The 26,786-nt window shown below is 42.4% G+C and carries 9 protein-coding genes; 8 read left to right on the forward strand and 1 reads right to left on the reverse strand.

Features of this window, described 5'->3' with window-relative positions; genetic code table 11:
* Nucleotides 1-43: 43 nt before the first annotated feature.
* The 4 genes from HUW48_RS16450 (at nucleotide 44) to HUW48_RS16465 (ending at nucleotide 11,511) form a co-directional block, all read left to right on the forward strand.
* The gene (locus HUW48_RS16450; protein ID WP_182411986.1) at nucleotides 44-3,298 is read left to right on the forward strand and encodes a T9SS type A sorting domain-containing protein; all 3,255 of its coding nucleotides are present in this window, start codon (nucleotides 44-46) and stop codon (nucleotides 3,296-3,298) included.
* Between the two features lie 454 nt (nucleotides 3,299-3,752).
* Nucleotides 3,753-6,749 carry a T9SS type A sorting domain-containing protein gene (locus HUW48_RS16455; RefSeq protein ID WP_182411987.1) on the forward strand — a complete coding sequence of 999 codons (2,997 nt, stop codon included), beginning with the start codon at nucleotides 3,753-3,755 and terminating at the stop codon, nucleotides 6,747-6,749.
* A gap of 92 nt (nucleotides 6,750-6,841) precedes the next feature.
* The gene (locus tag HUW48_RS16460) at nucleotides 6,842-8,527 is read left to right on the forward strand and encodes a T9SS C-terminal target domain-containing protein (protein ID WP_182411988.1); all 1,686 of its coding nucleotides are present in this window, start codon (nucleotides 6,842-6,844) and stop codon (nucleotides 8,525-8,527) included.
* Nucleotides 8,494-11,511 carry a T9SS type A sorting domain-containing protein gene (locus HUW48_RS16465; protein WP_182411989.1) on the forward strand — a complete coding sequence of 1,006 codons (3,018 nt, stop codon included), beginning with the start codon at nucleotides 8,494-8,496 and terminating at the stop codon, nucleotides 11,509-11,511. Before HUW48_RS16460 ends, HUW48_RS16465 begins: the two co-directional genes overlap by 34 nt.
* Before the next feature lie 175 nt (nucleotides 11,512-11,686).
* Here the strand turns inward: HUW48_RS16465 and HUW48_RS16470 are convergent, their stop codons facing one another.
* Nucleotides 11,687-12,130: a response regulator gene (locus tag HUW48_RS16470; RefSeq protein ID WP_182411990.1), complete on the reverse strand. Its 444-nt coding sequence runs from the start codon at nucleotides 12,128-12,130 to the stop codon at nucleotides 11,687-11,689.
* Nucleotides 12,131-12,628: 498 nt separating this feature from the next.
* On the opposite strand from HUW48_RS16470, the gene HUW48_RS16475 reads away from it, so the two are divergent.
* From HUW48_RS16475 to HUW48_RS16490, 4 genes are all read left to right on the forward strand, one after another.
* The gene (locus HUW48_RS16475) at nucleotides 12,629-13,063 is read left to right on the forward strand and encodes a hypothetical protein (protein ID WP_182411991.1); all 435 of its coding nucleotides are present in this window, start codon (nucleotides 12,629-12,631) and stop codon (nucleotides 13,061-13,063) included.
* A 91-nt stretch (nucleotides 13,064-13,154) separates the two neighbouring features.
* Nucleotides 13,155-17,729 (forward strand): T9SS type A sorting domain-containing protein, encoded by a 4,575-nt coding sequence (locus HUW48_RS16480; RefSeq protein ID WP_182411992.1) that lies wholly within the window; start codon nucleotides 13,155-13,157, stop codon nucleotides 17,727-17,729.
* A gap of 308 nt (nucleotides 17,730-18,037) precedes the next feature.
* The gene (locus tag HUW48_RS16485; protein ID WP_182411993.1) at nucleotides 18,038-22,675 is read left to right on the forward strand and encodes a FlgD immunoglobulin-like domain containing protein; all 4,638 of its coding nucleotides are present in this window, start codon (nucleotides 18,038-18,040) and stop codon (nucleotides 22,673-22,675) included.
* A gap of 685 nt (nucleotides 22,676-23,360) precedes the next feature.
* Entirely contained in the window at nucleotides 23,361-26,327 is a 2,967-nt protein-coding gene (locus HUW48_RS16490) for a T9SS type A sorting domain-containing protein (RefSeq protein WP_182411994.1), read from the forward strand.
* Nucleotides 26,328-26,786 lie beyond the last annotated feature (459 nt).

Raw genomic sequence — 26,786 nt, forward strand, 5'->3', positions numbered from 1 at the left:
ATTTTATTTCTTCCAGTAACTATAAAACTTTAAAGCTTAAATAATGGTGGTTTTTTATTCTTTCTGGCGGCACTGGCACACACGCAATTTAATACGCGATTTTAGTATTACCTTTCTCATTTTTCTTAGTTTTTCCTTTTCCACCCCGGCTCAAAACATACAATGGGATAAAACCATTGGTGGGGATCAAATGGACTATTTGTATTCCGTTCAGCAAACTAAAGATGGCGGTTACATTTTGGGCGGGAGTTCTGAATCGGGTATCAGCGGAGATAAAACGCAAAGCCGGAAAAGCAAAACCTCCGGTGCCGATTATTGGGTAGTAAAATTAAATGCGGATGGCAGCAAATCCTGGGATAAAACCTTTGGTGGAACCAAAGACGATCAATTAATTGCCGTACAACCTACCCCTGATGGCGGTTACCTATTGGGCGGCTACTCTACTTCTGAAAATAACGGTAATAAATCCGCCCCCAGCAAAGGAGGTGCAGATTATTGGATTGTAAAAATAGATGCTCAAGGCAATAAAGTTTGGGATAAATCTTACGGCGGCAATGCGGGTGAAATTTTAACTTTAATCCAGCCAACTAAAGAAGGCGGGTATATTCTAGGCGGTTCTTCCACTTCCGGTATTAACGGCGATAAAACCGAATCTTCCCGGGGAGGCGCAGATTTTTGGTTTTTAAAGATAGATACCTACGGCAATAAGCTCTGGGATAAAACCATAGGTTCAAGAGCTATAGATCATCTAAGCGCCTTTTACCAGACCAGCGATGGGGGCTTTATTTTAGGGGGCTCACCTTCGGCCGACATTGGAGGAGAAAAGTCAGAGAACAGCAAAGGCTATAATGATTTCTGGGTAGTAAAATTAAACGCCGATGGCAGCAAAGCCTGGGACAAAACCATTGGCGGCGAAGGAAATGAAATACTATACGCTATTCTACAAACCTTAGACGGCGGTTATATCCTGGGCGGTTGGTCTAATTCTGAACCTGCCGGTGATAAAACAGCCTCAAAGAAAGGTGATTCTGATTATTGGGTAGTAAAACTCAATGCCAAGGGTACGATCCAGTGGGATAAAACGTACGGCGGCAAAGGGGTAGATGAATTAAAAACGATGCAACCCACCCGCGATGGCGGCTTCATTTTAGCCGGCGATTCTAAATCAGATAAAAGCATCGATAAATCCGAAGATAACCGCGACCCTACTTTCGACGATTATGGGGAGCATAGCACCGATTTCTGGCTGGTAAAAATTAAAGCAGACGGCACCGAATTATGGGACAAAACATTAGGAACAAGCGAATTTGATTTATTAACCTCCTTACAACAAACCTCTAATGGGGGTTATATTCTGGGAGGGTATTCCTCGTCGGGTATTAGCGGCGACAAAACTGAAGTTAGTAGAGGCGGTAGTGATTACTGGGTATTAAAATTAGATAACCACGAGAAACAAACTCAAAAAATCTTCTTCGATTCTATTCCGGATATTAATTATGTACAGCAAAAAACTTTATCCTTAAAAGCTACTGCTACCTCCGGTTTGCCCGTCAGCTTTAGTGTGGTTCAAGGACCAGCGACGGTTAAGGGCAATACCTTAACATTTACCGGCCAAGGCGGTTTAGTAATTGTAAAAGCTACCCAGGCAGGCAATGCTGATTTTTACCCAGCCACTGAAGTGAACCATAGCTTTATGCTGAATAATAGTCAAACCTGGAGCGTGCGCTTCGGCAGTTCAGATGGGGATCCCCTAACATCGGTTATCAAAACCTCTGATGGTGGCTATCTGGCTGGCGGGTATTCTTTATCGGGCAAAAATGGGGATAAAACCCAAAATAGCCAGGGCAGCGCCGATTACTGGATTGTGAAAACAAACCGTTACGGTAAAAAACTTTGGGATAAGCGTTTTGGCGGTACCGGTCCGGATTATCTGAGCCGCGTTATTCAAACCTTAGATGGCGGCTATTTATTGGCAGGTTCTTCTTTATCAGGCAAAAATGGCGATAAAACCCAAACTAGCCAACACGGCCACGATTATTGGATTATAAAAATAGATGCAGCCGGCAATAAACAATGGGACAAGCGTTATGGAGGAACGGGTGCCGATAGATTAATAAAAGTGGTTCAGCTTAAAACCGGCGAATACATGTTAGGTGGCTACAGTAACTCTCCGGCCAGCGGCGATAAAAGTCAAAATAGTTGGGGCGAAAATGATTTCTGGCTGGTAAAAATCAGGGCTACCGGTACTAAAATCTGGGATAAACGGTACGGTGGCTCCCAAGACGAAACTTTAGGTAGCTTCACCGAAACCCGCGACGGAGGATTTTTACTGGGCGGCGATTCTTTTTCAGAAATAAGCGGCGATAAAACGCAAGCCAATCGTGGTTCCAATGACTTTTGGGTAGTACGGGTAGACAAAGACGGTAATAAACTTTGGGATAAAACCTTTGGCGGCAAAGGCGGCGAGAAAGCTATTACCGTTGGGCGCAGCCACGGCGAGAACTTTTTTATTGCCGGTTCCAGTACCTCTGGCAAGAGCAACGATAAATCCCAGGATTTACGAGGAAATATAGGTGCATCGGATTTCTGGATCGTAAAAATAGATGCCAAGGGTAATAAAATTTGGGATAAAGGCTTTGGCGGAGATAATATCGACTTTCTGGAAGCCGGTACTTATACCTTCGAGGGAAGCTACGTAATAGCAGGTACCTCCTACTCCGGAGCCACTGCTGATAAAAGCGAGGAAAATCGCGGCCGCAGTGACTACTGGGTGGTAAAAATAGATGCTAACGGGAATAAACAATGGGATAAAACATTTGGCGGAATGAGGGAAGAAGAAGTAAGTACCGTATTTCAAACAACCGATGGCGGCCTGCTGGTCGGAGGTCATTCCGATTCGGAGATAAGCGGTGATGTTACTCAACCGGAACAAGGCCGCAGTGATTATTGGCTTCTAAAAATTTCACTAGATAGTTTAAATACTGCAGATAACTTAGCCAGCCGAACCACAATGCAGGAGTTACCAACTACCTCTCCCGTAAAGGTACTCCAGTTTTACCCGAATCCTTTCCACAGCAAAGTAACTGTTCAGTTCACCTTGCCGCAAACGCAACCAGTTACGGTAAAAATCTATGATAGTCAGGGCCGGGAAGTAAAAAATTTGTTTCAGGACGAAGTGCAGGCGAACCAAACGTATCAGTTAAAATGGGAATCCGACAATAATCCGGCAGGATTATATTACCTGCAACTGCAAACGCCAACAACGATGATCCAATCCAAGTTACTATTAACCAAATAAGCTTGTTATACTCCCTTAGAAAGTACTTAGCCAAAAAGTAAATTATTTCAGCCAGGTACCTTTACTTAAATTAATGGAAAGGGCAGGCAAGAGATATCCTACTAATAGAGGTAAAGGAAAAGTCAAATTCTACTTTAAAAATACATAGCCATCTAAAAAGTAAATTTTTCAAATTAAATATCTTCGGGCGAGATCAAAATTCTCTTAATCCAGTAGGATTTAGTAACAAAAAATTAATAGTAAGCATACTAAAATACCTAATTATGGGTATTGTGCTCCAAAGCCAATATAGGTACATTTACCTGAGTGCGGTAATTAAAAGTCTCTTTCTAAAACACAGTTTTATCCTATTTAAAAGTTACTCTTACCGCATTTGCATATTCTGGTTTTAAGTGTAAAAAAATGTTCGCCTAATCAGAATTTACTAAATCTTTTTATTAACCTGTTAAGACTTATGAAAAAAGCTTACTCCTATCTTTTCCCATATTCTCATGCTGGTTTATTTACTTCTAATTATTTATCTAAAATTTTAGTAATCCTGGGAATGGGGCTTTCTTTTACATCGTCCGCTCAAAAAATTAAATGGGATAAAACCATTGGGGGAGAAAGTAGTGATTTCCTCACCTCTATTCAAAATACTCCGGATAGCGGTTTCGTTTTAGGAGGTACTTCCTCCTCCGGTAAAAGTGGAGAAAAGACTCAAGACAATAATAAAGATCAATATGGTCTGAATACCAACGATTACTGGATTGTAAAATTAAATACCAACGGCACTAAACAGTGGGATAAAACTTTTGGCGGAAATGTGGACGATAACTTGAGTATAGTGATGCCCACTAAAGATGGCGGCTACATTTTAGGTGGTTCTTCCTCCTCTGGAAAAAGTGGCGATAAAACCGAAGCCAATAAAGGCGAGACTGACTTTTGGGTAATAAAAGTAAATGCCGATGGAACAAAAGTGTGGGACAAAACCATTGGCGGCAACAAATCAGATAATTTAACCACCATTGTACAATCTACCGATGGAGGTTATCTTTTAGGAGGCACTTCCAAATCGGGTAAAATCGGCAATAAAACAGAAATTAATAAAGGCAGCACTGATTATTGGGTTGTTAAACTACAACCAGACGGAACCAAAGAATGGGATAGAACCATTGGCGGTAAAGGAGAAGACGGTTTAGCCTCCCTGCAACTGACTAGCGACGGTGGTTACATTCTGGGAGGATCTTCTTTTTCACCCATTTCATTTGATAAAACAGAAGCTAGCCAAGGCGTAATCGATTTCTGGATAGTAAAATTAAGATCGGATGGCAGCAAAGAGTGGGACAAAACCATTGGTGGCAATAACATAGATTATTTAGAAACTTTAAGGCAAACCAACGACGGTGGCTATATTTTAGGAGGATTTTCTGAATCGGATATAACCGGAAGTAAAACGGAAGCTTCTAAGGGCAGCACCGATTATTGGGTTGTAAAATTAAGGTCGGATGGTAGTAAAGAGTGGGATAAAACCATAGGAGGGGATTGGTTAGATTATCTTTATTCAATTGAACTAACCCCAGATGGAGGTTATATTTTGGGAGGGAATTCATCATCGAACATGAGCGGGGATAAGTCGGAAGACACTGATGTTTATTACAGCGATTTCTGGATTGTAAAACTACGGGCCGATGGCACCAAACAATGGGATAAAACTTTTGGCACGCCAGAAGATGATTATTTTGCCACTATCCAGCAAACCAATGACGGGAACTACATTTTAGGCGGTTCTAATTACGCCGACATTAGCGAAGATAAAACCGAGCCTAGTAGAGGGGGTTTTGATTACTGGGTAATAAAATTAGAGGATAAAGTATACAATGCCACTGCCTGGAACCAGCGCTACGGCGGCACCGATTTTGATAATTTCACGACCGCTATCCAAACAACAGATGGGGGTTATCTGGCCGGTGGCTATTCGGCTTCGAACAGTGGCTTTTCTAAAAGCCAAAACAGCCAGGGTAAAAACGATTTCTGGCTCGTAAAAACAGACCAATACGGCGAGAAAATCTGGGACAAAACCTATGGCGGCTCCGAAGACGATTTCCTGAATCGGGTTATTCAAACGCAAGATGGAGGGTATTTATTAACGGGCTCTTCTTTTTCCGGAAAAAGCGGCTACAAAACCCAACCCAGCCGCGGCAACCGGGATTTTTGGATTGTTAAAATTAGTGCGCAAGGCACGAAGCAATGGGATAAACGCTACGGCGGCTCCGGCTCCGATGAACTCTTAAAAGTTATTCAACTCGCTACGGGCGAATACATTTTAGCCGGAAACAGTAACTCCTCGGCAGGTGGCGATAAGTCCCAGAACAGCCAGGGTGGTTCAGATTACTGGCTCGTAAAAATTAGCAGCAAGGGAGAGAAACTCTGGGATAAACGTTACGGTGGCAGCTTAGGCGAAGACCTGGCTAGTATTATCATTACCCGCGACAAAGGGTTTTTATTAGTAGGTAGTTCTTTATCGGGTTTTAACGGCGACAAAGGAGAAATTAGTCGGGGAAATAAAGATTACTGGATTGTTAAAACTGACGAAAAAGGCATTGTACAATGGAATAAAACTTTTGGCGGCAGCGCCAACGACCAAGCGGCTACCGTGGGGCGTTTTCAGGGAGATATTTACTTTATTGCCGGCACCAGTGCTTCGGGTAAGAGCGGTGATAAATCGCAAGCTAACCAGGGCGGCACCGATTATTGGGTAATTAAATTTGATCTTTTAGGTAATAAAATCTGGGATAAAACTTTTGGGGGGCAGCAAAACGACGAGCTCCGGGCCGGTACCTTTACCAAAGAAGGTAATTACGTTCTGGCGGGCAGTTCGTTCTCCGGCGCTAGTGGGGATAAAACCCAAAGCAATCAAGGAGGCAGCGATTACTGGCTGCTCACCTTAGACCAGGACGGGAATAAAATCTGGGACAAACGATTTGGCGGTAGCCGCACCGATGAACTCCGCAGTGTTATTCAAACCATAGATGGCGGCTTTTTACTAGGCGGCCGCTCCGATTCGGGCGAAACCGGCGACAAGAGCCAACCCGCCATTGGCTTTAGCGGTCCAGATTTCTGGCTCGTAAAAATACCGCCCGTTACTTCTACTTCCTCTCCTACTTTGGTGAGCCGCTCTGCTACTGCTTTACCATCCGTACAAACCAATGTAAATTACTTAACAGCTTATCCCAATCCTTTTACAGATAAAGTAACCATCAACTTTACCTTACCCGAAACCCAAGCAGTAACAGTAAAAATCTACAATAGCCAAGGGCAGGAAGTAAAAACTTTGTTCCAGGGAAAGGCAAAAGCTAGGCAGACTTACCAACTAGAATGGCAAGCCGGTAATAAACCAGCGGGTTTGTATTTTATGGGATTGCAAACCCCAACTACCCGTCAGGATTTGAAGCTGCTATTAGCAAATTAAGATTATAGCACTCCTAGTCAAACAATAAGATAAACAGGCAAATACCCTTAAGTGATTTAATACTTTTTGCATTTGATATTAAAACGGATAATATGACATTTAACCTGAACTCCCCTCCTACTTTTAATTTCTTTTATCACCAATTAGTAGCAATTAAATCCGGAAAATATAAGATTGGGTTATTGCTATTTTTTTGTTTGGCTTTGCCCTATTTAAGCTTTTCTCAAAAAGTTCTCTGGGATAAAACGCTGGGGGGCGATAAAGACGATTTGTTAACCGCCACGCAAATAACGTCTGACGGAGGCTATATTCTCGGTGGTACCTCCAACTCTGGTAAAACCAGCGACAAAACGGAGGAAAGTAAAGGCAGCACCGACTACTGGGTAATAAAAGTAAATTCTAATGGTAGCATAGCTTGGGATAAAACTTTTGGCGGAACCGGCGAAGAAGTTTTAACCGCCTTGCAGCAAACCAAAGATGGCGGGTATATTTTAGCTGGTTACTCTAATTCAACCGCCGGTAAAGATAAAACCGAAAATAGTAGAGGGGCCCAGGATTTCTGGATCCTAAAACTAAACAAAAACGGAAGCAAGGCCTGGGATAAAACTTACGGTGGTAACCGAAACGATCAACTAAGCTCTCTGCAGCAAACCAACGATGGTGGTTATATTTTGGGAGGATATTCTAAATCCGATAAAAGCGGGGAAAAAAGCGAATCTAGTAAAAGTACCTATCCACTTACGCTAAACGACTTTTGGATAATTAAAATTAATGCGAAGGGTACTATCTTATGGGAGAAAACCCTGGGTGGCAATGGAGAAGACAAACTGGCTACTGTTCAGCAGACAACTGATGGAGGCTATGTTTTAGGAGGATTCTCTAGTTCCCATAAATCAGGCGACAAATCTGGAGGAAATAAAGGGGGCAGAGATTACTGGATCGTAAAATTAAATGCCAATGGTAAGAAAGTTTGGGACAAAACCATTGGCGGGAATGATTTTGATAATTTAAGTTCATTGCAACAAACAACCGACCAGGGTTATATTCTGGCCGGCACTTCCAGTTCCGACAAAGGTGGCGATAAATCAGAGCCTGGGAGAGATAGTATTTTAAACGATTACTGGGTAGTAAAACTAGATGCAGATGGTAGTAAAGTTTGGGATAAAACGATTGGGGGTAATTTACAGGACTTTTTAAATTCTGTTCAGCAAACCCCCGATGGTGGTTATTTGCTTGGCGGTTCCTCTGCTTCCAGGATAAGCGGCGAAAAATCCGAAGACCGGAGAGGGGAAATGAGTGGCACCTATGATTATTGGCTCGTAAAATTAAACTTAAATGGCGCCTTATTGTACGAAAAAACGATTGGCAGCACCCAACTAGATGAATTAACTGATGTGCTACAAACCAGCGATGGCAACTATTTCTTAAGTGGCACTTCCAACTCCCGAAAAGGCGGTGAGAAATCTGAAAAAAGTAAAGGCGGTAAAGATTTTTGGTTGGTAAAACTGGAAAATAACTTCCGCCGCATTCAAACCATTGATTTTGAACCTATTCTTTTAACCAAAGAAGTGGGCGATCAGGCATTTACGCTTCTGGCAAAAGCCAGTTCCGGGTTGCCAATTACTTTTGAAGTTTTATCTGGTTCGGCCACACTTAAAGATAATTTAATTAAAGTAACCGCACCGGGCATTGTTCGCGTGCAGGCAACGCTGAATACGCGCCTGCCGACACCACTCAAAGCATTGTGGTTACCCTTACAGGTAAGCAATGGCAAATAACTTACGGTGGCAGCAAAGGCGATACGCTGCAATCTATGGTAAATACGCCCGATGGTGGTTATTTACTGGCTGGAACCTCTGCTTCGCCGGTTAGTGGCGATAAAAGTGATACTGGCAAAGGCAATACCGACTTCTGGGTAGTAAAAATGAATGCTACCGGTCAGAAAGTTTGGGATAAGACCTACGGGGGCTCCAACCCAGACCGACTTTCAAGCCTTATTGCTGTTCCAGGAGAGGGGTATATATTAGGTGGTTCTTCCAGCTCGAATAAATCAGGCGATAAGTCCCAAAATAGTAAAGGAGGCGCTGATTATTGGTTAGTTAAAATAGATGAGAACGGCAACAAAGTTTGGGATAAAAGTTTCGGAGGCAATGCGAATGATCGGTTAGCGGTATTATTGGCTAGCCCAGAAGGTGGCTTTCTGGTAGGCGGAACTTCGGCTTCCGATAAAAGCGGGGATAAAAGTCAGGCTTCCCGGGATAATTACACAGAAGCTTACTTTCGGGGCGATTATTGGGTTATAAAGTTAGATGCTAACGGAAATAAGGAATGGGATAAAACCTATGGGGGACAGGTCCGGGATAATCTGACTGCTATGATCCTTAAGCCTGGAGGAGGCTACGTGCTGGGTGGTAGTTCTAGCTCAGGTATTTCCGGCGATAAAACGCAATCCATTCGTGGATTAAGAGATTACTGGATTATTCAAATAACGGAGCAAGGTAATAAAGTCTGGGATAAAACGTACGGGGGTATTTCCGGATATGGTACCGGCGATAGTTTTTTTGAAGCAGGCTCTTCTCACTTAAGATCTATACTAGCTACACCCGATGGCGGCTACTTGCTGGCGGGCTCTTCCAGTGCCTTTAAAGGAGAAGAAAAAAGCTCAGATAGCCCAGTTTTTTACGCGGACATAGCAGATTATTGGTTAGTAAAGATCGACCAAAATGGTAAAAAGCTTTGGGATAAAACCTACGGAGGCGCTAGTAACTCAAACGTGGGCGAAACAAAACATGACTTATCTTCTCAAACCGGAGATTCTCAGCTAAAAACAATAATTCAATTACAGGGGGGTGGATATTTATTGGCCGGAACATCAAATGCTGATAACGGCCGGGATAAAACAGAGAATAACCGCAGCGATATTCCAGTAGACCAGGGAAAAAGAGATTATGACCCCAACTTAGAAATTACAGTATGGAACGATTACTGGCTGGTTAAAATAGATGAAAAAGGCCAGGTAGTAGAAGATCGTACTATTGGCGGTACCCGGAATGATCTACTGGCTGCGGTCCTGCCAACAAAAGAGGGCAACTTATTAGTGGGAGGAACTTCTTTTTCAGGCATTGGGGCAGATAAAACTACAATCAGTAAAGGAGAAGCAGATTATTGGATTTTAAAGGTAAGTACCAATAGAACAGAAGAACCACCTTTTAGCGCCTGGGATGCTAACTTTGGTTGGCTTAAAGATGATGATTTAACGGATGTAATTAAAACAAGTGATGGTGGCTATCTAAGTGGGGGTATCTCTCAAAATTACTCCAATGGTCAAGCGGGTAAAAACTATTGGATATTTAAAACGGATAAAAACGGAAGACCCATCTGGAATAAAGTTTATGGCGGCACTGCTGATGATTACCTGAATCGAATTATCCAAACGCAAGATGGCGGCTACTTGCTGGCTGGCTCTTCCCTCTCTAATGCAGGGGTAGATAAGAGTGAGAACAGCCGGGGTGATCGCGATTATTGGATAATTAAAATGGATGCGCAAGGTAATAAACAATGGGATAAAACTTTAGGCGGCTCGGGCTACGATGAACTTAAAAAAGTAATTCAACTAGCTTCCGGCGAATATATTTTAGCCGGCAGCAGCAACTCCCCCATCAGCAACGATAAAACCCAAGGCAGACAGGGCGGCACCGATTACTGGTTAGTAAAAATTAGTACTACTGGTAACAAAATTTGGGACAAGCGTTATGGTGGCTCTTTAGACGAAACATTAGGCAGTTTTACCTTAACCCCGGAGGGTGGTTTTTTACTGGCCGGTACTTCTTTATCCGGCAACGGCGGCGACAAAAGCGAACCTAGTCGCGGTAACCGCGATTACTGGGTAGTAAAAACAGATAAAGACGGCAACCTGCTCTGGGAAAAAACTTACGGCGGCAGCGGAGCAGATGAAGCCTACTCTATTGCTCGAAATGGGATTGAGTATTTTATTTCGGGTACGAGTACATCCGGTAAGAATGGCGAGAAAAGCCAGGTTAGCCAAGGGGGTAAAGATTACTGGTTAATAAAAATAGATAGCCAGGGTAACAAACTCTGGGATAAAACTTTTGGCGGCAACCAGGATGATGAACTCCAGGCTAGCACCCGCTTAAACAGTGGCCATATAGTTTTGGGAGGTAGTTCTTACTCCAGTATTAGCGGTACAAAAACCCAGGCTAGCCGGGGTAAGAGTGATTTTTGGATCGTAGAAGTAGATGCCAATGGCAAACAGATGTACGATAAACGTTTCGGGGGCAAGGGCAAAGAAGAACTTCGCACCGTTTTCCAAACTTCTGATGGTGGTTTATTGCTAGGTGGCCGTTCCGACTCGAACATTAATGGGGAGCATAGTTACCTTAATAAAGGTGGAAATGATTACTGGCTGGTGAAACTGGCCCCGGAAACCACTTCTTCAATTGCTACCCGAGAAGTTACTCCGATAGAAGAACTTGTTACTATAACTAATTCATTAACTGCTTACCCTAATCCTTTCCAGGGCAAAGTAACTGTGAAGTTTAGCTTACCGCAAACCCAAGTCACAACGGTAAAGATCTTTGATAGCCAGGGCCGGGAAGTAATTACTTTGTTCCAGGAAGAGGCAAAAGCCAGGCAGACTTACCAACTTGAATGGCAAGCAGGCATTAAACCAGCGGGTTTGTATTTTATTCAATTGCAAACCCCTACCCTACAGGAACAACAAAAATTACTATTTAGTAAATAATTTTATAACCAAACAGCTTTTCTTCTCCAATAAGTAAATACTGCAATTACTATTTGCTTTTTGGAGAAGAATTTTGCTTGCATGCCGTGCTAATCCTAAACTTCAGACTTATTATTAATTAAGTAAATCCTGAGTCAGGACTATTTATTGAAACATTCTTAGCTGATTGAGGCTCTTATTTAGCAGAACCTTTTGCATGGTTTTTGGCGGTGTCTCCTTCCCAGTATTTCAAATGAGCCTCCCTAATGGTTCGCTTACTTAAAGGTTTAGGGGTAAATTCTTGTACTCCCAATTTTCGGAAGGCTTCTTGTTCCTCAGGCTTGGTATGCACGGCTAGTAGTAAAAAAACTATTTCCAGACTTTTTATTATTCCATTTTTATTTAAAGCTTCCATTAATTCCAGACCATCCATTACGGGCATGTGATGATCCAAAATAACCAAGCCGGGGCAATAGTGGTTTTCCGTAAAACAATTTTCTAAAATATAATCTAAAGCTAGTTTGCCGTCCGTGAGTACTTTTACTTCTTCGGCTATTTGTAAACTTTTTAATAATCTTTCGTTTAAATAATTATTAGTAGGATCATCATCTACCAGCAAAATTTTCTTTAATTTTTCCATTTAATCGAATTAGATTTTAGTAAGCCTACTTGTAAAAAGAATAAATCGGTACAGTTACGTTCAATTTTAGTAATCTATTTGCTTTATATATCTAAAAACTACCTAGTAGTACTGGCTTATACGTAATTCTTTTTATTAAAGTCTTTTTAAAATAAACCGTAAACGCAGCTTCTTTTCTCACTTTGCTGTTTGCCTCCATCTTACCTGAATAATTTAGAATTATTTAATCAATGCTACTTAATACCTGAGCTTTCTAATTCATCAAATAATTCTAAATACCTGAAGTCTGTCTTCTAATTACTAGATAGTTCCATCAACACTTCTTCCTAATTTCTTTAAAATAAATATTGCTATATAACAAAATACCTAATTTTAGGTATTGTACGAACTTCAGAAAACCTTTAATTTAACCTGATTTTACTCTAGTATCCCACAAATACTAACACGCATTCTACTTGGTGCTATTTCTCAGGCCTTATTTAGCTAAATTAGAATTTAATGAAAACACGTTTACCTTTTTTCCGCGGGTTGTCTTGGCAACCTCTTCTTTTTAATGGCCAGCGTTTAGCCGCACTCATATTGGTTTTTTTTGGCATCTCCCATTATTCCCCAGCCCAATCTAAAGTATGGGAAAAAGTTTTGGGTGGAACTGGCAGAAATGAATTAAAATCGGTGCAATCTACCCGCGATGGCGGTTATATTCTGGGAGGTACATCCGGGTCGGGTTTTACTTTATCTCAACCAGAAACAGCAACAATAAAAATTTACGACGGCCAAGGCAATGAAGTAGCTACTTTGTTCCAGGGCGAAACTGAAGCCGACCGTAATTATGAAGTAGAATGGAAAGCTGGCAACAAACCCGCCAATTTATATTTTATACAACTGCAAACGGCCACCAAATGGCAACAGTACAAACTGCTTTTAAGTAAATAATGCCACAATTCCATGTATCGGAAATAACTGTTCCGGTACATGGAATTTATACAAGAATTTTCTTCTAATTATTTTAACTTTTACTACTCTTATGAGAATACTTTTACACCACTTCTACTTGCTATTTCGGGTACGAACAAAGACTTATTGGAAGCAACGCTATAGTCTTTTTATTTTATTGGCTTTTCCCGTAGCTGCATCGGCTCAAAACATTCAATGGGACAAAACCCTTGGCGGAAATTTAAAAGAGAATTTAAGCATAACCTTGCCAACTGAGGATGGAGGCTTTATTTTAGGAGGAAGTTCAAATACGCGCAAAAACGGCGACAAATCGCAAATTAACCGAGGACCAGCCAACACCTTTGATATTTGGTTAGTAAAGTTAAACCCTAATGGCTCTATTGCCTGGGATAGAACTTTAGGCGGAGATAAAAACGAGGGGGTATTATCCCTGTTGCAAACCAAAGATGGTGGTTACCTTGTGTTAGGCTATTCAAATTCTGGAATCTCAGGGGACAAAACCCAGGAAGGAGAAAGATGGCTAGTAAAATTAAATCCCGATGGTACCATTGCCTGGGACAAAGCTTTTCCGGATGGCTTATGGAAGATACTGCAGCAGACCAGCGATGGCGGGTATCTTATAAATGGCTATACCACCACAGGGCCTACTTACCGCGAAAATGAATATTGGTTAGTAAAGTTAAGCGCGGCTGGCTCTGAGATCTCCAGAAAAATAATTTACAAAAGAACTACGCCGCAAGATTCTTCCAATGCTAACCTATGGTTTACTTTAATGCCTGATGGAGGATATGTAGTGGGCGGCTATACCAACCCTCCTTTAAATGGTTTTAAACCATTCAGGGTTTGGTTAGTCAGGTTCAAAGCCGATTTAACCAAGCAATGGGAAAGATCTATTCCGGTAGCAGTCAATGATGGTTTACCTTCCCTTCAACCCACCAAGGATGGTGGATTAGTGCTAGCCGGTTATGCGCACGTAGGGCCAGGACCATACAAAAGCGAACCCAGCCGGGGAGGTCAGGATTTTTGGTTAATAAAGCTGCGCAATGATGGTACCCAGGAATGGAATAAAACGTTGGGAGGTAGTGGCAACGACGAATTAAATGATATTTATCCGACCAAAGACGGCGGCTACTTATTAGGCGGTAATTCAAGTTCTAACAGCACCGGCGATAAAACGCAAAATAAACTGGGCGCATTTGATTATTGGGTAGTAAAAGTAAATGAAAAAGGGCAGAAAATTTGGGACCTAACTTTAGGCGGTGGTAATGCCGATTATCTAACCTCCGTTCTTCAATCCCAAAATGGGAGTTATTTTGTATCTGGCTATTCTATATCAGAAAAATCTGGTAACAAAACAGAAGCCAGTAAAGGAGGTTATGATTACTGGGTAGTAAAGCTGGATAATACAGAGCGGCAAAAACAAATTATTACTTTTGAATCCGTACCCACCATTAATTATGCTACTCAAAAAATTGTTAACCTCCAGGCAAATGCCAGTTCCGGTTTGCCTGTAAGTTACACCTTGGTTTCAGGGCCTGCCACTTTAAAAAATAATAAGCTTACGCTTACCGGCGGCAGCGGTATAGTAACGGTAAAGGCTGCCCAGTCCGGGAACAATAACTTCTTTCCGGCTCAGGAGGTTTTTGCCCGCATTTTAGTAAATGTACCACCTGTTACCCGAATCTGGGATAAAGCTTACGGCGGTATTATTACTGAATACCCTACCCAATTCGGTGATTGTGATAAAATATTTGGTGCCTCTACTATTGCTGCTATGGTTAACACTCCGGGGGGAGGTTACTTGCTGGGAGGTACTTCCGAATCAAAAAAAGGTAACGATAAAAGTGAAGATCATCGGGGCAGTATTTCGTCTGCACAATGCTATCGTGATCAGCAAACGATAAGCGATTATTGGATTGTAAAAACGGATAGTAATGGCAAAAAGCTGTGGGACAAAACTTTTGGCGGAAACGACCGGGATGAATTGAGCGCTTTAATAACTACCCCGGATGGCGGCTATTTACTTGGCGGTTCTTCCCGATCCGATGGCAATGGTAATAAAACAGAAGCTAGCCGAGGTTACGAAGATTATTGGATTGTAAAAACGGATGCTACCGGCAAGAAGCAATGGGATAAAACTTTTGGTGGTAATAATGGGGATAATTTAACCTCTCTGGTGGCCACTCCGGATGGCGGTTATTTAGTAGGTGGATATAGCCGTTCTCCAATAAGTGGTGATAAGACCCAGGGAGGAACTGGCTCGGAAGAATTCTGGATTATTAAAATTGATAGCAACGGCAATAAAGTATGGGATAAAATTTTTGACAGTGCCGGCACAGATAGCAGCATTCTTACTTCCATGCTAGCTTTATCAGACGGCAGCTTTATTCTGGGCGGTTCTTCCAATCCACGGCCGGGCGGGCAAGGATTTTACGATTACTGGGTAGTAAAAATTGATGCTGCAGGTAATAAATTGTGGGATAAAGTTTTTGGCGGCGATAATTATGATTTCCTGAAAGTAATGCTTCCCAGCCAGGATGGTGGCTATTTACTGGGTGGCTATTCCACTTCCGGTAAAACCGGCGACAAAACGGAAGAAAGCAAAGGTCTGGACGATTATTGGCTCGTTAAGATTGATGCCAACGGGAATAAACTGTGGGATAAAACCTTCGGTGGCAATAAGGAGGATAGACTTTCGGCAATGATAAACACACCGGATGGCGGCATTTTACTAAGCGGCAATTCTCTTTCTGGAATAAGTGGAGATAAAAGCGAAGCCTTTAAAGGAGAAGACGATCATTGGTTAATAAAGCTGGATGCAAGTGGCAAAAAACTTTGGGACCGAACCATAGGAACGTATAATTCAAATTATGATTACGTTGATCATCCTTCTGTTTTGTTAGCCACTCCCGATAACAGTTATTTAGTAGGCGGTTCTTCTCTGGTAGGAATTAACGGCGATAAGAGTGAACCCCTAAAAGGATATCGGGATTATTGGGTAGTTAAAATTAAAGAAGAATCTGCTCCGGAAGCACTCGCCTGGGATATGCGCTATGGAGGAGCAAGTTATGACCAATTAACTTCGGTTATCCAAACTTCCGATGGGGGCTACCTTTCTGGAGGATATACTTATTCAGGGAGTAGTGGCAATAAAACCCAAGACACTCAAGGTAAGATTGACTACTGGATTGTAAAAAGCGATAAGAACGGTAAAAAACTCTGGGACAAACGCTACGGCGGTACCTTCGACGACTTTCTGAACCGGGTAATTCAAACCAAAGATGGCGGGTATTTGCTCGCGGGCTCTTCCCGGTCCGACAAAAATGGCGACAAGAGCGAGATTAGCCGCGATACCGGATATGATTATTTTAAAAAGCGCGACTTTTGGTTGGTAAAGGTAGATGCTTTAGGTAATAAGCAATGGGATAAAACTTTAGGGGGAAGTGGTTTGGATGAACTACAGAAAGTAATTCAACTTTCATCCGGGGAGTACGTGTTGGCTGGTCATAGCAATTCTCCCGTTAGTGGCGATAAAAGTCAGGGTACTCAGGGTGGTTATGATTATTGGCTGGTAAAAATAAGTGCTACCGGTAGTAAAATCTGGGACAAGCGTTACGGGGGCACGGGTAACGAAACTTTAGGTAGCTTTACCCAAACTCAGGACGGTGGCTTTTTACTGGGGGGTACTTCATCCTCCGGTAGAAATCTGGATAAATCGGAGATAAGTCGGGGTAAAAGTGATTATTGGATTGTCCGCACGGATAAGGATGGTAACAAGCTCTGGGATAAAACTTTTGGTGGCAACGGAGAAGATAATCTTGCGTCTCTTGGCCGGGGCAATGGAGGTGACTTCTTTTTGGCCGGCACAAGTAGTTCACCTAAAAGTGGCGAGAAAAGCCAACCGGGCTATCTAGATGAACTAGGTAATGTAACTTCAAGCTATTGGATTATTAAAATAGATGCTCAAGGCAATAAAGTTTGGGATAAAACCTTTGGCAGTAAACAAGGTGCTGGCCTGCAAGCCAGCACCCGCACCAATGATGGCGGATACGTACTAGCGGGTATTTCCTCTTCTGATAAGGGTGGCGATAAAACTGAAAATGGAAAAGGTAACCGGGATTACTGGGTCGTAAAGCTAGATGCTAATGGTACAATACAATGGGACAAAACTATTGGGGGTACAGAGAGAGATGATTTACGCACCGTTTTACAAACCAACGATGAGGGCTTACTTTTAGGAGGCAGTTCAAATTCTCCAGTGAGCGGGGATAAAACCCAACCCAGCCAAGGCTTCTCGGATTACTGGCTAGTAAAACTCGCCCCCGAAACCTCTTCCCTAGTAGCTGCCAGAGAAGCTACTCAAACAGAAGAACCAGTTAGTTTAACGAACCCCTTAACCGCTTACCCCAATCCTTTTCAGGGTCAAATAACCGTAAAGTTTAGCTTACCTGAAACTCAAACAGTTGCCGTAAAAATCTACGATAGTCAGGGCCAGGAAGTGGGAACTTTGTTCCAGGGCCAAGCGAAAGCCAACCAAACCTACCAAGTAGAATGGCAAGCGAATCAGAAACCCGCTGGTTTGTATTTTATCCAACTGCAAACCCCTAGTCTGCACCAGCAACAGAAACTGCTGCTCACTAAGTAAAAAAGTAAACATATAAGTCTATAAGTCAAATAAGCCGGATAGAAGATACTATCCGGCTTATTTCTATCCACTTAAAGCTAAGTAGCTTTTATATTATCCGTTTTTAATAAAAATAAACTTTTCGCAATCAACCATTAACCAGGTTAAAATCTACTATTACAGGTAAAAAATACCCAATTTTAGGTATAGGAAAAGGCTTATCCTCTTTCTATATTTAACTGTTTTAATATGAAGGTTTTATCGAAATTTTGTACTCTCCGGTAGAACCAGTTAAAGCTAATAACGCCTTCTTACATTTTACTTTTATTATGAAAACACATCTACCTGGCTTCAATGGGAATGCTAATTATTCGAACCTGATTGCTTATTGGTTCTGGTGGAGTGCCCTCGTGCTCGTACTGGTTAGTTACAGTTTTCTGGCTTCGGGGCAAAATAAAGTTTGGGATAAAACTATTGGGAGTAATCAGAGCGATGGTTTAGCTTTTATAGAACAAACCAAGGATGGGGGCTATATTGTGGGTGGTACTTCTGACGGCCGGGCTTCAGGTGATAAATCTCAATCAACGAGAGGGGGTTCGGATTATTGGATTATAAAATTAAAAGCAGATGGTACGAAAGCCTGGGATAAAACCTTTGGCGGTCAGGACAATGATAATCTGACATCTCTTCACCAAACCCAGGATGGCGGCTATATTCTAGGTGGTACTTCGGAGTCGGGAATTGGTGGTGAAAAATCTCAACGTAAAAAAGGAGAATCGGATTATTGGGTGGTTAAACTAAAGGCCGATGGCACGAAAGCTTGGGATAAAACGTACGGTGGAAGTAATTCAGATAATTTACGTACGGTACAACAAACTAATGATGGCGGCTACATTCTAGGGGGCAGTTCTACCTCCGATAACACCGGCGACAAAACAGAGCCCAATAAGGGAGGGCGCGGTAACAGTAATTATTGGGTGGTAAAACTAAATGCTACCGGCGACAAAGAATGGGATAAAACCATAGGTTCGAATGAGTCTGATACGTTTATTACTTTGCAACAAACAATAGATAACTGTTATATTCTGGGGGGTAACTCTTATGCTGGCAAAGGCGGGGATAAATCGCAAGGCCAAAAAGGAGGTTACAAATACGCCGATGATTTATGGATAGTAAAGTTAAAATCGGATGGCAACAAAGAATGGGATAAAACCATAGGTGGCAGTGATTTCGATTATTTAGGTGCACTGCAGCAAACTCAGGATGGCGGCTATATTCTCGGTGGTTCCTCCGATTCTGACCGCGGCAGCGACAAAAGTGAGAACAGTAACCGAAGCTTTGATTATTGGGTGGTGAAACTAGATGCCAGTGGCGGCAAAATTTGGGACAAAACCGTAGGCGGTAATAGAAGGGATTACTTAAGTGCCTTGCAACAGACTAAGGATGGTGGCTATATTCTGGGAGGTTATTCTGATTCGGATATTAGTGGAGATAAATCCCAGAAGTCCTATAATGATGAAAATAATTTTAATAGCAACGATTATTGGATTGTAAAGCTGAATGCTACTGGTACTTTCGTTTGGGATAAAACCATTGGGGGTAATAAAAATGATTATTGCCGAACAGTACATCCAACCAGTGATGGCGGTTATATTATTGGCGGTACGTCTCCTTCGGGAGTAAGTGGCGATAAAACCGAGCCCAACCGAGATCCGGAAAATCAGGGTGGCTCAGATTTTTGGGTAGTAAAATTAGGTAACCAGGAAGTTGATTTAATTCAATCCATCCAATTTAAACCCATTATTTATAAAACCTTCGGTGATGCTCCTTTTACTTTATCGGCAACAGCTAGTTCCGGCTTACCGGTTTCATTTACAGTAGAATCTGGCCCTGCTACTATTAAGGAAACTACACTCTCTTTAACCGGAATAGGACAAGTTACAGTTAAAGCTACCCAAGCCGGCAATACCCATTATAAACCTATCACCGCCACCCAAACCTTTCTTGTTCAGGCACCCGGCTCAGCAAAGAAAATATGGGATAAAAGCTTTGGCGGTAATAAATCTGATAACCTCAACGCAATAGTAGCTACTACGGATGGGGGATATTTACTAGGCGGTTTTTCATCTTCGGAAAACTCCGGCGATAAAAGCCAGAATAGCCAAGGGTATGAGGATTATTGGATTATTAAAACCAATGCTACCGGCAGCAAATTGTGGGATAAACGTTTTGGCGGCACTAACGCCGATCATCTCACCGCTTTGTTGGCTGCCCCCGATGGCGGTTATTTGTTAGGGGGTTACTCCCGTTCCGGCCGAACCCGCGATAAAAGTGAAAACGGAGGGGGAGTAGAAGATTACTGGGTGATTAAGATTGATTCCTTGGGTAATAAGCTTTGGGATAAAACTTTTGGTGGAATTTATACCGACAAATTATCGGCAATGGTTCTTACCTTGGATGGAGGTTATCTGCTTGGCGGGTCTTCCAACTCTAGAACTTCCGAAGATCCCAACGGTGTAGTAAAAGGCTACTCAGATTATTGGGTAATTAAAATAGATGCGACGGGTAATAAAATTTGGGATAAAACGTACGGCGGCGACTATATAGATGATATAAACTCCCTGCTACCTACTCCCGACGGAGGATACCTATTGGGTGGTTCTTCTGGTTCTAATAAAAGCGGCGATAAATCCGAAGCGAATAAAGGCTTTTTCTATACTCCCGACTACTGGCTGGTAAAAATTGATGGTACCGGCAAAAAGCTCTGGGATAAAACCTACGGAGGAGAAAGTGATGACAATTTAAAATCCCTTATCCAGACACCAGACGGGGGTTACCTGTTAGGCGGTTCCTCAAGTTCCAATGCTGGAGCAGATAAAAGTGAAAATAGCAGAGGTTCTAATGATTATTGGGTAGTTAAAATTGATAAAGAGGGTATTAAACTCTGGGATAAAACGTACGGAGGAAACCAGGATGATAATTTAACAACGTTGCTACCGCATGCAGGGAGTGGTTACATTTTAGCCGGTTCTTCCTTTTCTGATAAAGGTGCCGAAAAAAGTGAGGACACCAGAAAAATGGAGGGGCAATTCCGAAATAGTACTGATTACTGGATAGTAAAAATAAATGAAAACGGGGAAAAAGACTGGGATAAAACTATTGGCGGTTCAAATGGCGATAACCTTACTACTGCCGTAATAGGTGTTTTGGGTAATTACGTTCTGGGTGGCTATTCTTGGTCCGACATTGGTGCCGACAAAAGTGAACCCACTTTGGATAAGACGTATGCTGGCCTAAATGAATCCGGAGATTACTGGATCGTGAATTTAGAAATCAAAGACAATCAGCTACTAGAAACTGCCTGGAATATGCGCTATGGGGGCTCAGGTACGGATAATTTTACTTCTCTCATTCAAACCCCGGACGGAGGTTATTTATCGGGCGGATATACCAACTCGGGTAACAACGGCGACAAAAGCCAAAACAGCCAGGGGAAAAACGATTACTGGATTGTAAAAAGCGATAAGAACGGCAAAAAACTCTGGGACAAGCGTTACGGCGGTAATGAGGATGATTTTCTGAACCGCATCATTCAAACTATGGATGGTGGTTACTTATTGGCGGGCTCTTCGCTATCGGGTAAGAGCGGCGATAAATCGGAGGCGAGTAAAGGCAACCGCGATTTTTGGCTCGTAAAAATTGATAAGCAAGGCACTAAAGAATGGGATAAAAGCTTCGGCGGCTCAGGCTACGACGAACTGAAAAAAGTAGTGCAGCTCTCTAACGGAAATTACATAATGGCGGGCTCCAGCAATTCCCCGGCAAGTGGCGACAAAAGCCAGGACAGCCAAGGCGGTACAGATTACTGGATAGTGAAAATTAACGCTACTGGCGATAAAATTTGGGATAAACGCTTTGGTGGTAATTTAGATGAAACCTTAGGCAGCTTTAGCCTGACCAGTAATAATAGCATTTTATTAGGAGGCACTTCTCTATCCGGGGCTAACGGCGATAAAACGCAGACTAGCCGCGGCGGGAAAGATTTCTGGCTGGTGCAACTCGATAGTACGGGTGCTAAAACCTGGGACAAACGCTTTGGCGGTCCCGGCGACGACGAACTTTTCTCTATGGGCTTTAATCGTTTATTAAGCGAACAATCTTACTCGGCTGGCGATTATTTTGTAGGTGGCGCCAGTACTTCGGGTAAGGGAGGCGATAAAACCCAAGCGAACCAAGGCGGTAAAGATTTCTGGCTGGTGCAACTGCATAGCAACGGCAACCTGGTTCGGGATTTGAGTTATGGCGGCAGCGCTAACGACGAGTTACGGGCTGCTATACAAACCCAAGCCGGCGATTATGTGCTGGCTGGTACTTCTTTTTCGGGTCAGAGTGGAGATAAAACGCAAGCGAGTAAAGGAGGCAGCGATTATTGGTTGGTAAAGATAGATGCTTTCGGAAACAAACTCTATGATCAGACTTACGGGGGCAGCGGCAACGAAGAACTCCGCTACCTGCAACGCACTAGTGAAGATGGCTTCGTACTCGGCGGCCGGTCCAATTCAGATGTCAGCGGCGATAGAACGCAACCCAGTCAGGGAGGTACCGATTATTGGCTCATGAAAGTGGCTCCTGCTGCTAGTGTTTTTACTATTTCCCTAAGGCAAAGTACTACTTTAATTGAACCAGATGTTTTTACTAATCAGGTACAAGTCTATCCTAATCCCTTTACCGATCTGGTAACAATTTCTTTAACTCTGGCGCAACCAGCTGCCATAAGTTTACAAATATATACGCCAACCGGGCAACAGCTTCGGCAAATAGATTTTGGCGTGTTACCAGCGGGTAAACAACAATTGCCTTGGAATGGCAAAGACAACCAAAACCAATTCGTAAAGCCCGGGCTTTACCTGTATCGCACCGTCGTGAATGGTCAGTTAAGAACTGGTAAATTATTTAAAACCGAATAAAGAATAAGGCCGATGCAATAAGTTTACATCTTTAGTCAAAGACTGCTTTTGCAGTCCAAGACTAAAATTAAATTTTATATTATAAATTGTAAAAACTTAAAAAACAAAGCCTCGGTAAATGCCGGGGCTTTGTTTTTTTAAATAACTGATTAACGCAAAATTCTTCCTCAATACTGTTCAAACAATCCAAAAAAGGCTTTCCGCTCAGAATAAAGCCATATAGTAATAATTTAATTAAACTAAGCCTGCTTCATTTTCCGTGTAAAATTTGGTTCTTTCCAAAACCATATTGCGCCCTTTCTTTTCTTCAATTACTACTCTGTATATTTCAGAATTAAATATTGTTTTATTTAAGGATATAAAAAACTTCCTGTTTCGCAGCTTATTATTAATCCGAATATTTCATTATTCCGTAAATACTCGTATTTCATTCTTGCCTATTTCATAAATTACTAAATATTAAGCAGTTATGAATTATATCATGGTTCAAAATAAAATTTCTTCTGTTTTTTGATAGCTATATTAGATTGCACTTTATAAATTTCAGTCTGTATTCCTCCTACCTTCCAACTCAGGTTACTTCTGGCATTTGCTATGCAATTGTCTGTGGTTAATAGTATGGCGAAGGCTACGCTGGAAGATTGGATATTTCTTGCTTTATATAACCAACCGCTAAACTCAAATTATGAAAAATGTCTATTTCCAAGTAGTATACCCCTTTGTGTTGTCTGTGGGCTTCTGTGGCTGGCTGCAGCGGCTCTTTCTACTGCTCCCATTTATCTGTTTTTGTAATTCTGTTTCGGCGCAAAGTATTGTCTGGGAAAGCACCTTTGGCGGTCGCGTTTCCCAAGACGATCAAGATAATGTAAATAACGGCCGCTCGCAGTTAGGTTCCATTATTAACACTCCGGATGGCGGTCAGTTAATTGGTGGAAAATCGGATGCGGAAGTAGGTTTTGATAAGACACAACCCCGACTGGGCAGATTTGATTACTGGCTGGTAAAAACAAATAAAAATGGGCAGAAGCAGTGGGATAAAGTTTTGGGTGGCCGCGGCCAGGAAGAATTTGGCGCCGTTATTTCCACGCCAGATGGCGGTTACTTAGTGGGGGGCACTTCCGACTCCCCGATAGGAGATGATAAAAGCGAGGCAAGCAAAGGCGGTTCTGATTATTGGATTGTAAAACTGGATAGTACGGGCACTAAACAATGGGACAAAACTTTGGGCAGTACTAATTACGATCAGTTAAGAGCCTTAGCTGCTATCCCGGACGGGGGCTATTTATTGGCGGGCAGCTCTAATTCCAGAACGGGCGGAAATAAAACGGAATCTGGTAATGGAAACAATGATTATTGGATTGTTAAAATAGATAGCAGCGGTGCCGTGCAGTGGGATAAGACTTTGGGTGGCCGGAATCTGGATTACCTGGTAAACGTGAAAGCTACCGCCGACGGGGGCTTTCTGTTGGCCGGCGAAACCGATTCGGTAACGTACGAAAAAGACAGCACCCGATTTACAGTAAGAACCAGGAACTTTAACGTAATAAAAATAGATACTAACGGTACCGAACTGTGGAATAAAACTTATTACAAACCTTACAATACCCCGCTCAAAGATTTTGTATCTACTCCCGACGGTAATTACTTATTAGTAGGCAGCAACTATTTACTAAAAGTTAATGAAAACGGTATTCAGCTTTTAGAAAGAAATCTTTCCCGGTTCCTTCAGGCCAATAAAGAATTAGAATCGGTTTTAGCTACTCCCGATGGCGGGTATTTACTGGGTACCAACGGCCTCTACACCAACAATAATCAGGAGAATAACCGTAACGAAGATTTCCGGCTAGTGAAGCTCGATGCAAATGGCATTTACTTGTGGGAGGGCTCTTATGGCGGCAATGGGTTTGATTTTCTTACGGATGTTATTCTAACCAACAACGGAAATTACCTGTTAGGCGGTTTTACTTCTTTAAGCGACGGCTTCGATAAAACTAATGGCATAAAAGGTGAATTTGATTATTGGGTAGTAAAAGTAAAAGAAGAGCAAAAACCCGATTTAATCTCCTGGAATTTACGTTACGGCGGCACTTTACAAGATAATTTTACCCAGGTAATTCAAACGGTAGATGGCGGCTATTTACTGGGCGGCTATTCTCTTTCGGATAGTACCGGCGACAAATCACAGGTTAAGCAAGGCGGTTATGATTTTTGGGTAGTAAAAACCGACGATAAGGGGAACAAAATCTGGGACAAAACTTATGGTGGTACGGGTAACGATTACCTCAACAGTATCCTGGAATTACCCGAAGGCGGCTTTTTACTCGGTGGAAGTTCCGAGTCCGGTATTGGCGGCGATAAAACGGAAACGAACCGAGGCAGCCGGGATTTCTGGGTTATCCGCCTGGACTATAAAGGCGATTTAATTTGGGACCATACTTACGGCGGAACCGGCACCGAAGAATTACGCAAGATTCGACCTTTGCCTCGCAACGGTTATTTAGTAGCCGGCAGCAGTAATTCGCCGGTTAGCGGCGATAAAAGCCAACCTAGCCAGGGATTACAGGATTATTGGTTACTTCGCATTGATAACCAAGGTCAGAAACTTTGGGACCAACGTTACGGCGGTAATTCCAACGATAATTTAGCTGATTTACTCGTTAGCCCAGACGGCAGTATTTTATTGGGCGGCACTTCCAATTCGCGGGTTAACGGCAACAAGACTCAAGCCAGCCGGGGCGGCTCCGATTATTGGGTTGTTAAAACAGATAGCACCGGGCAATTGCTGTGGGATAAACGTTTTGGTGGCTCGGAACAGGATAACCTTTTTGCTATAGCCAGTTCACCCACTGGAGAATACTTACTGGCCGGCCAAAGTCTTTCGGAAGATACGGGGGATAAATCGCAGCCCAGCCAAGGCAACCAGGATTTTTGGTTAGTAAAAATAAATAATAACGGTAATAAAATTTGGGATAAAGCTTTTGGGGGCAAAGGTAAAGAAGAACTGCGCTCTTTAGTGATTACCCGCGAAGGCGGATACGTGTTAGGAGGAACTTCTTTTTCGGGGCGTAACGGCAATAGAACCCAGAATACCCGGGGCGGCGGCGATTACTGGCTCGTGAAAACCGATAGCTCCGGTGCCCAGCTTTGGGATTATCGTTTTGGGGGCAACGGCGACGATGAACTCCGGATGGTACAAGAAACCAGAGAAGGAGGATTAATTATTGGAGGACGAACTAACTCCGGAATTGGCGGCGATAAAACGCAGCCAAATTGGGGTAATACCGATTATTGGTTAGTAAGATTATCTGCCACCGGCGTTGGCTATGTAAATCTAGATACTCCACCCACTAATTTAACCCCTCCTCTCACCCCCCCTGCCCTAGCTACCACCCTAAATTTTATAGCGTATCCTAATCCATTTTCGACCCAACTTAAGGTACACTTTAAAGTACCGCGCCCACAAACAATTACGGCCCAAATCTACGATGGTAAAGGCTTACTATTAGCTACTCTTTTTGAAGGGGAAGTACAAGCAAATAAAACGTATGCGTGGCAATGGCAGCCCCCAACCTTCGTGCAACCCGGTTTATATTTTCTGCGCGTGCAGACTTATGATAAAGTTTATTACCAGAAAGTACTGCTTGCCAGATAAAATTGCTAAAAGTATAATAACTCAGTCGGTTCTAGTACAAAAGACCGGCTGTTTTTATTACCACTAAATTTAAAGTATAATAATGAAAAGAAAATTGCATTAACAATTTTACCTAAGACACAAACAATAAATTCCATTGGATTAAAAATAGATTACAAGAAAACTACTGGTGAATCCTTCAACTGTTATGTCGGCGCTTCATCCTAGTTTTAAACGGTAGTTGGGAACTATACTTTTGAATCACGCCGATTCTCTAAAGAGAATTGACACTATTAGTAAATATAATTTAACCAGTAGATAAATATAATTTAACCAGTAGAGTAATTTTAACTTTTCTAATCAAGCTGGAAGCATTAAATAGAACCTCCAAAATATATTCACTCTTCTATTTATTGGCATTAGAATTGCAAAATTTTGTTAAAAGCACATTAAAACTGTTAAAAAGTATTTTGGCCATTT

Source organism: Adhaeribacter radiodurans, assembly GCF_014075995.1.
GTDB lineage: Bacteria > Bacteroidota > Bacteroidia > Cytophagales > Hymenobacteraceae > Adhaeribacter > Adhaeribacter radiodurans.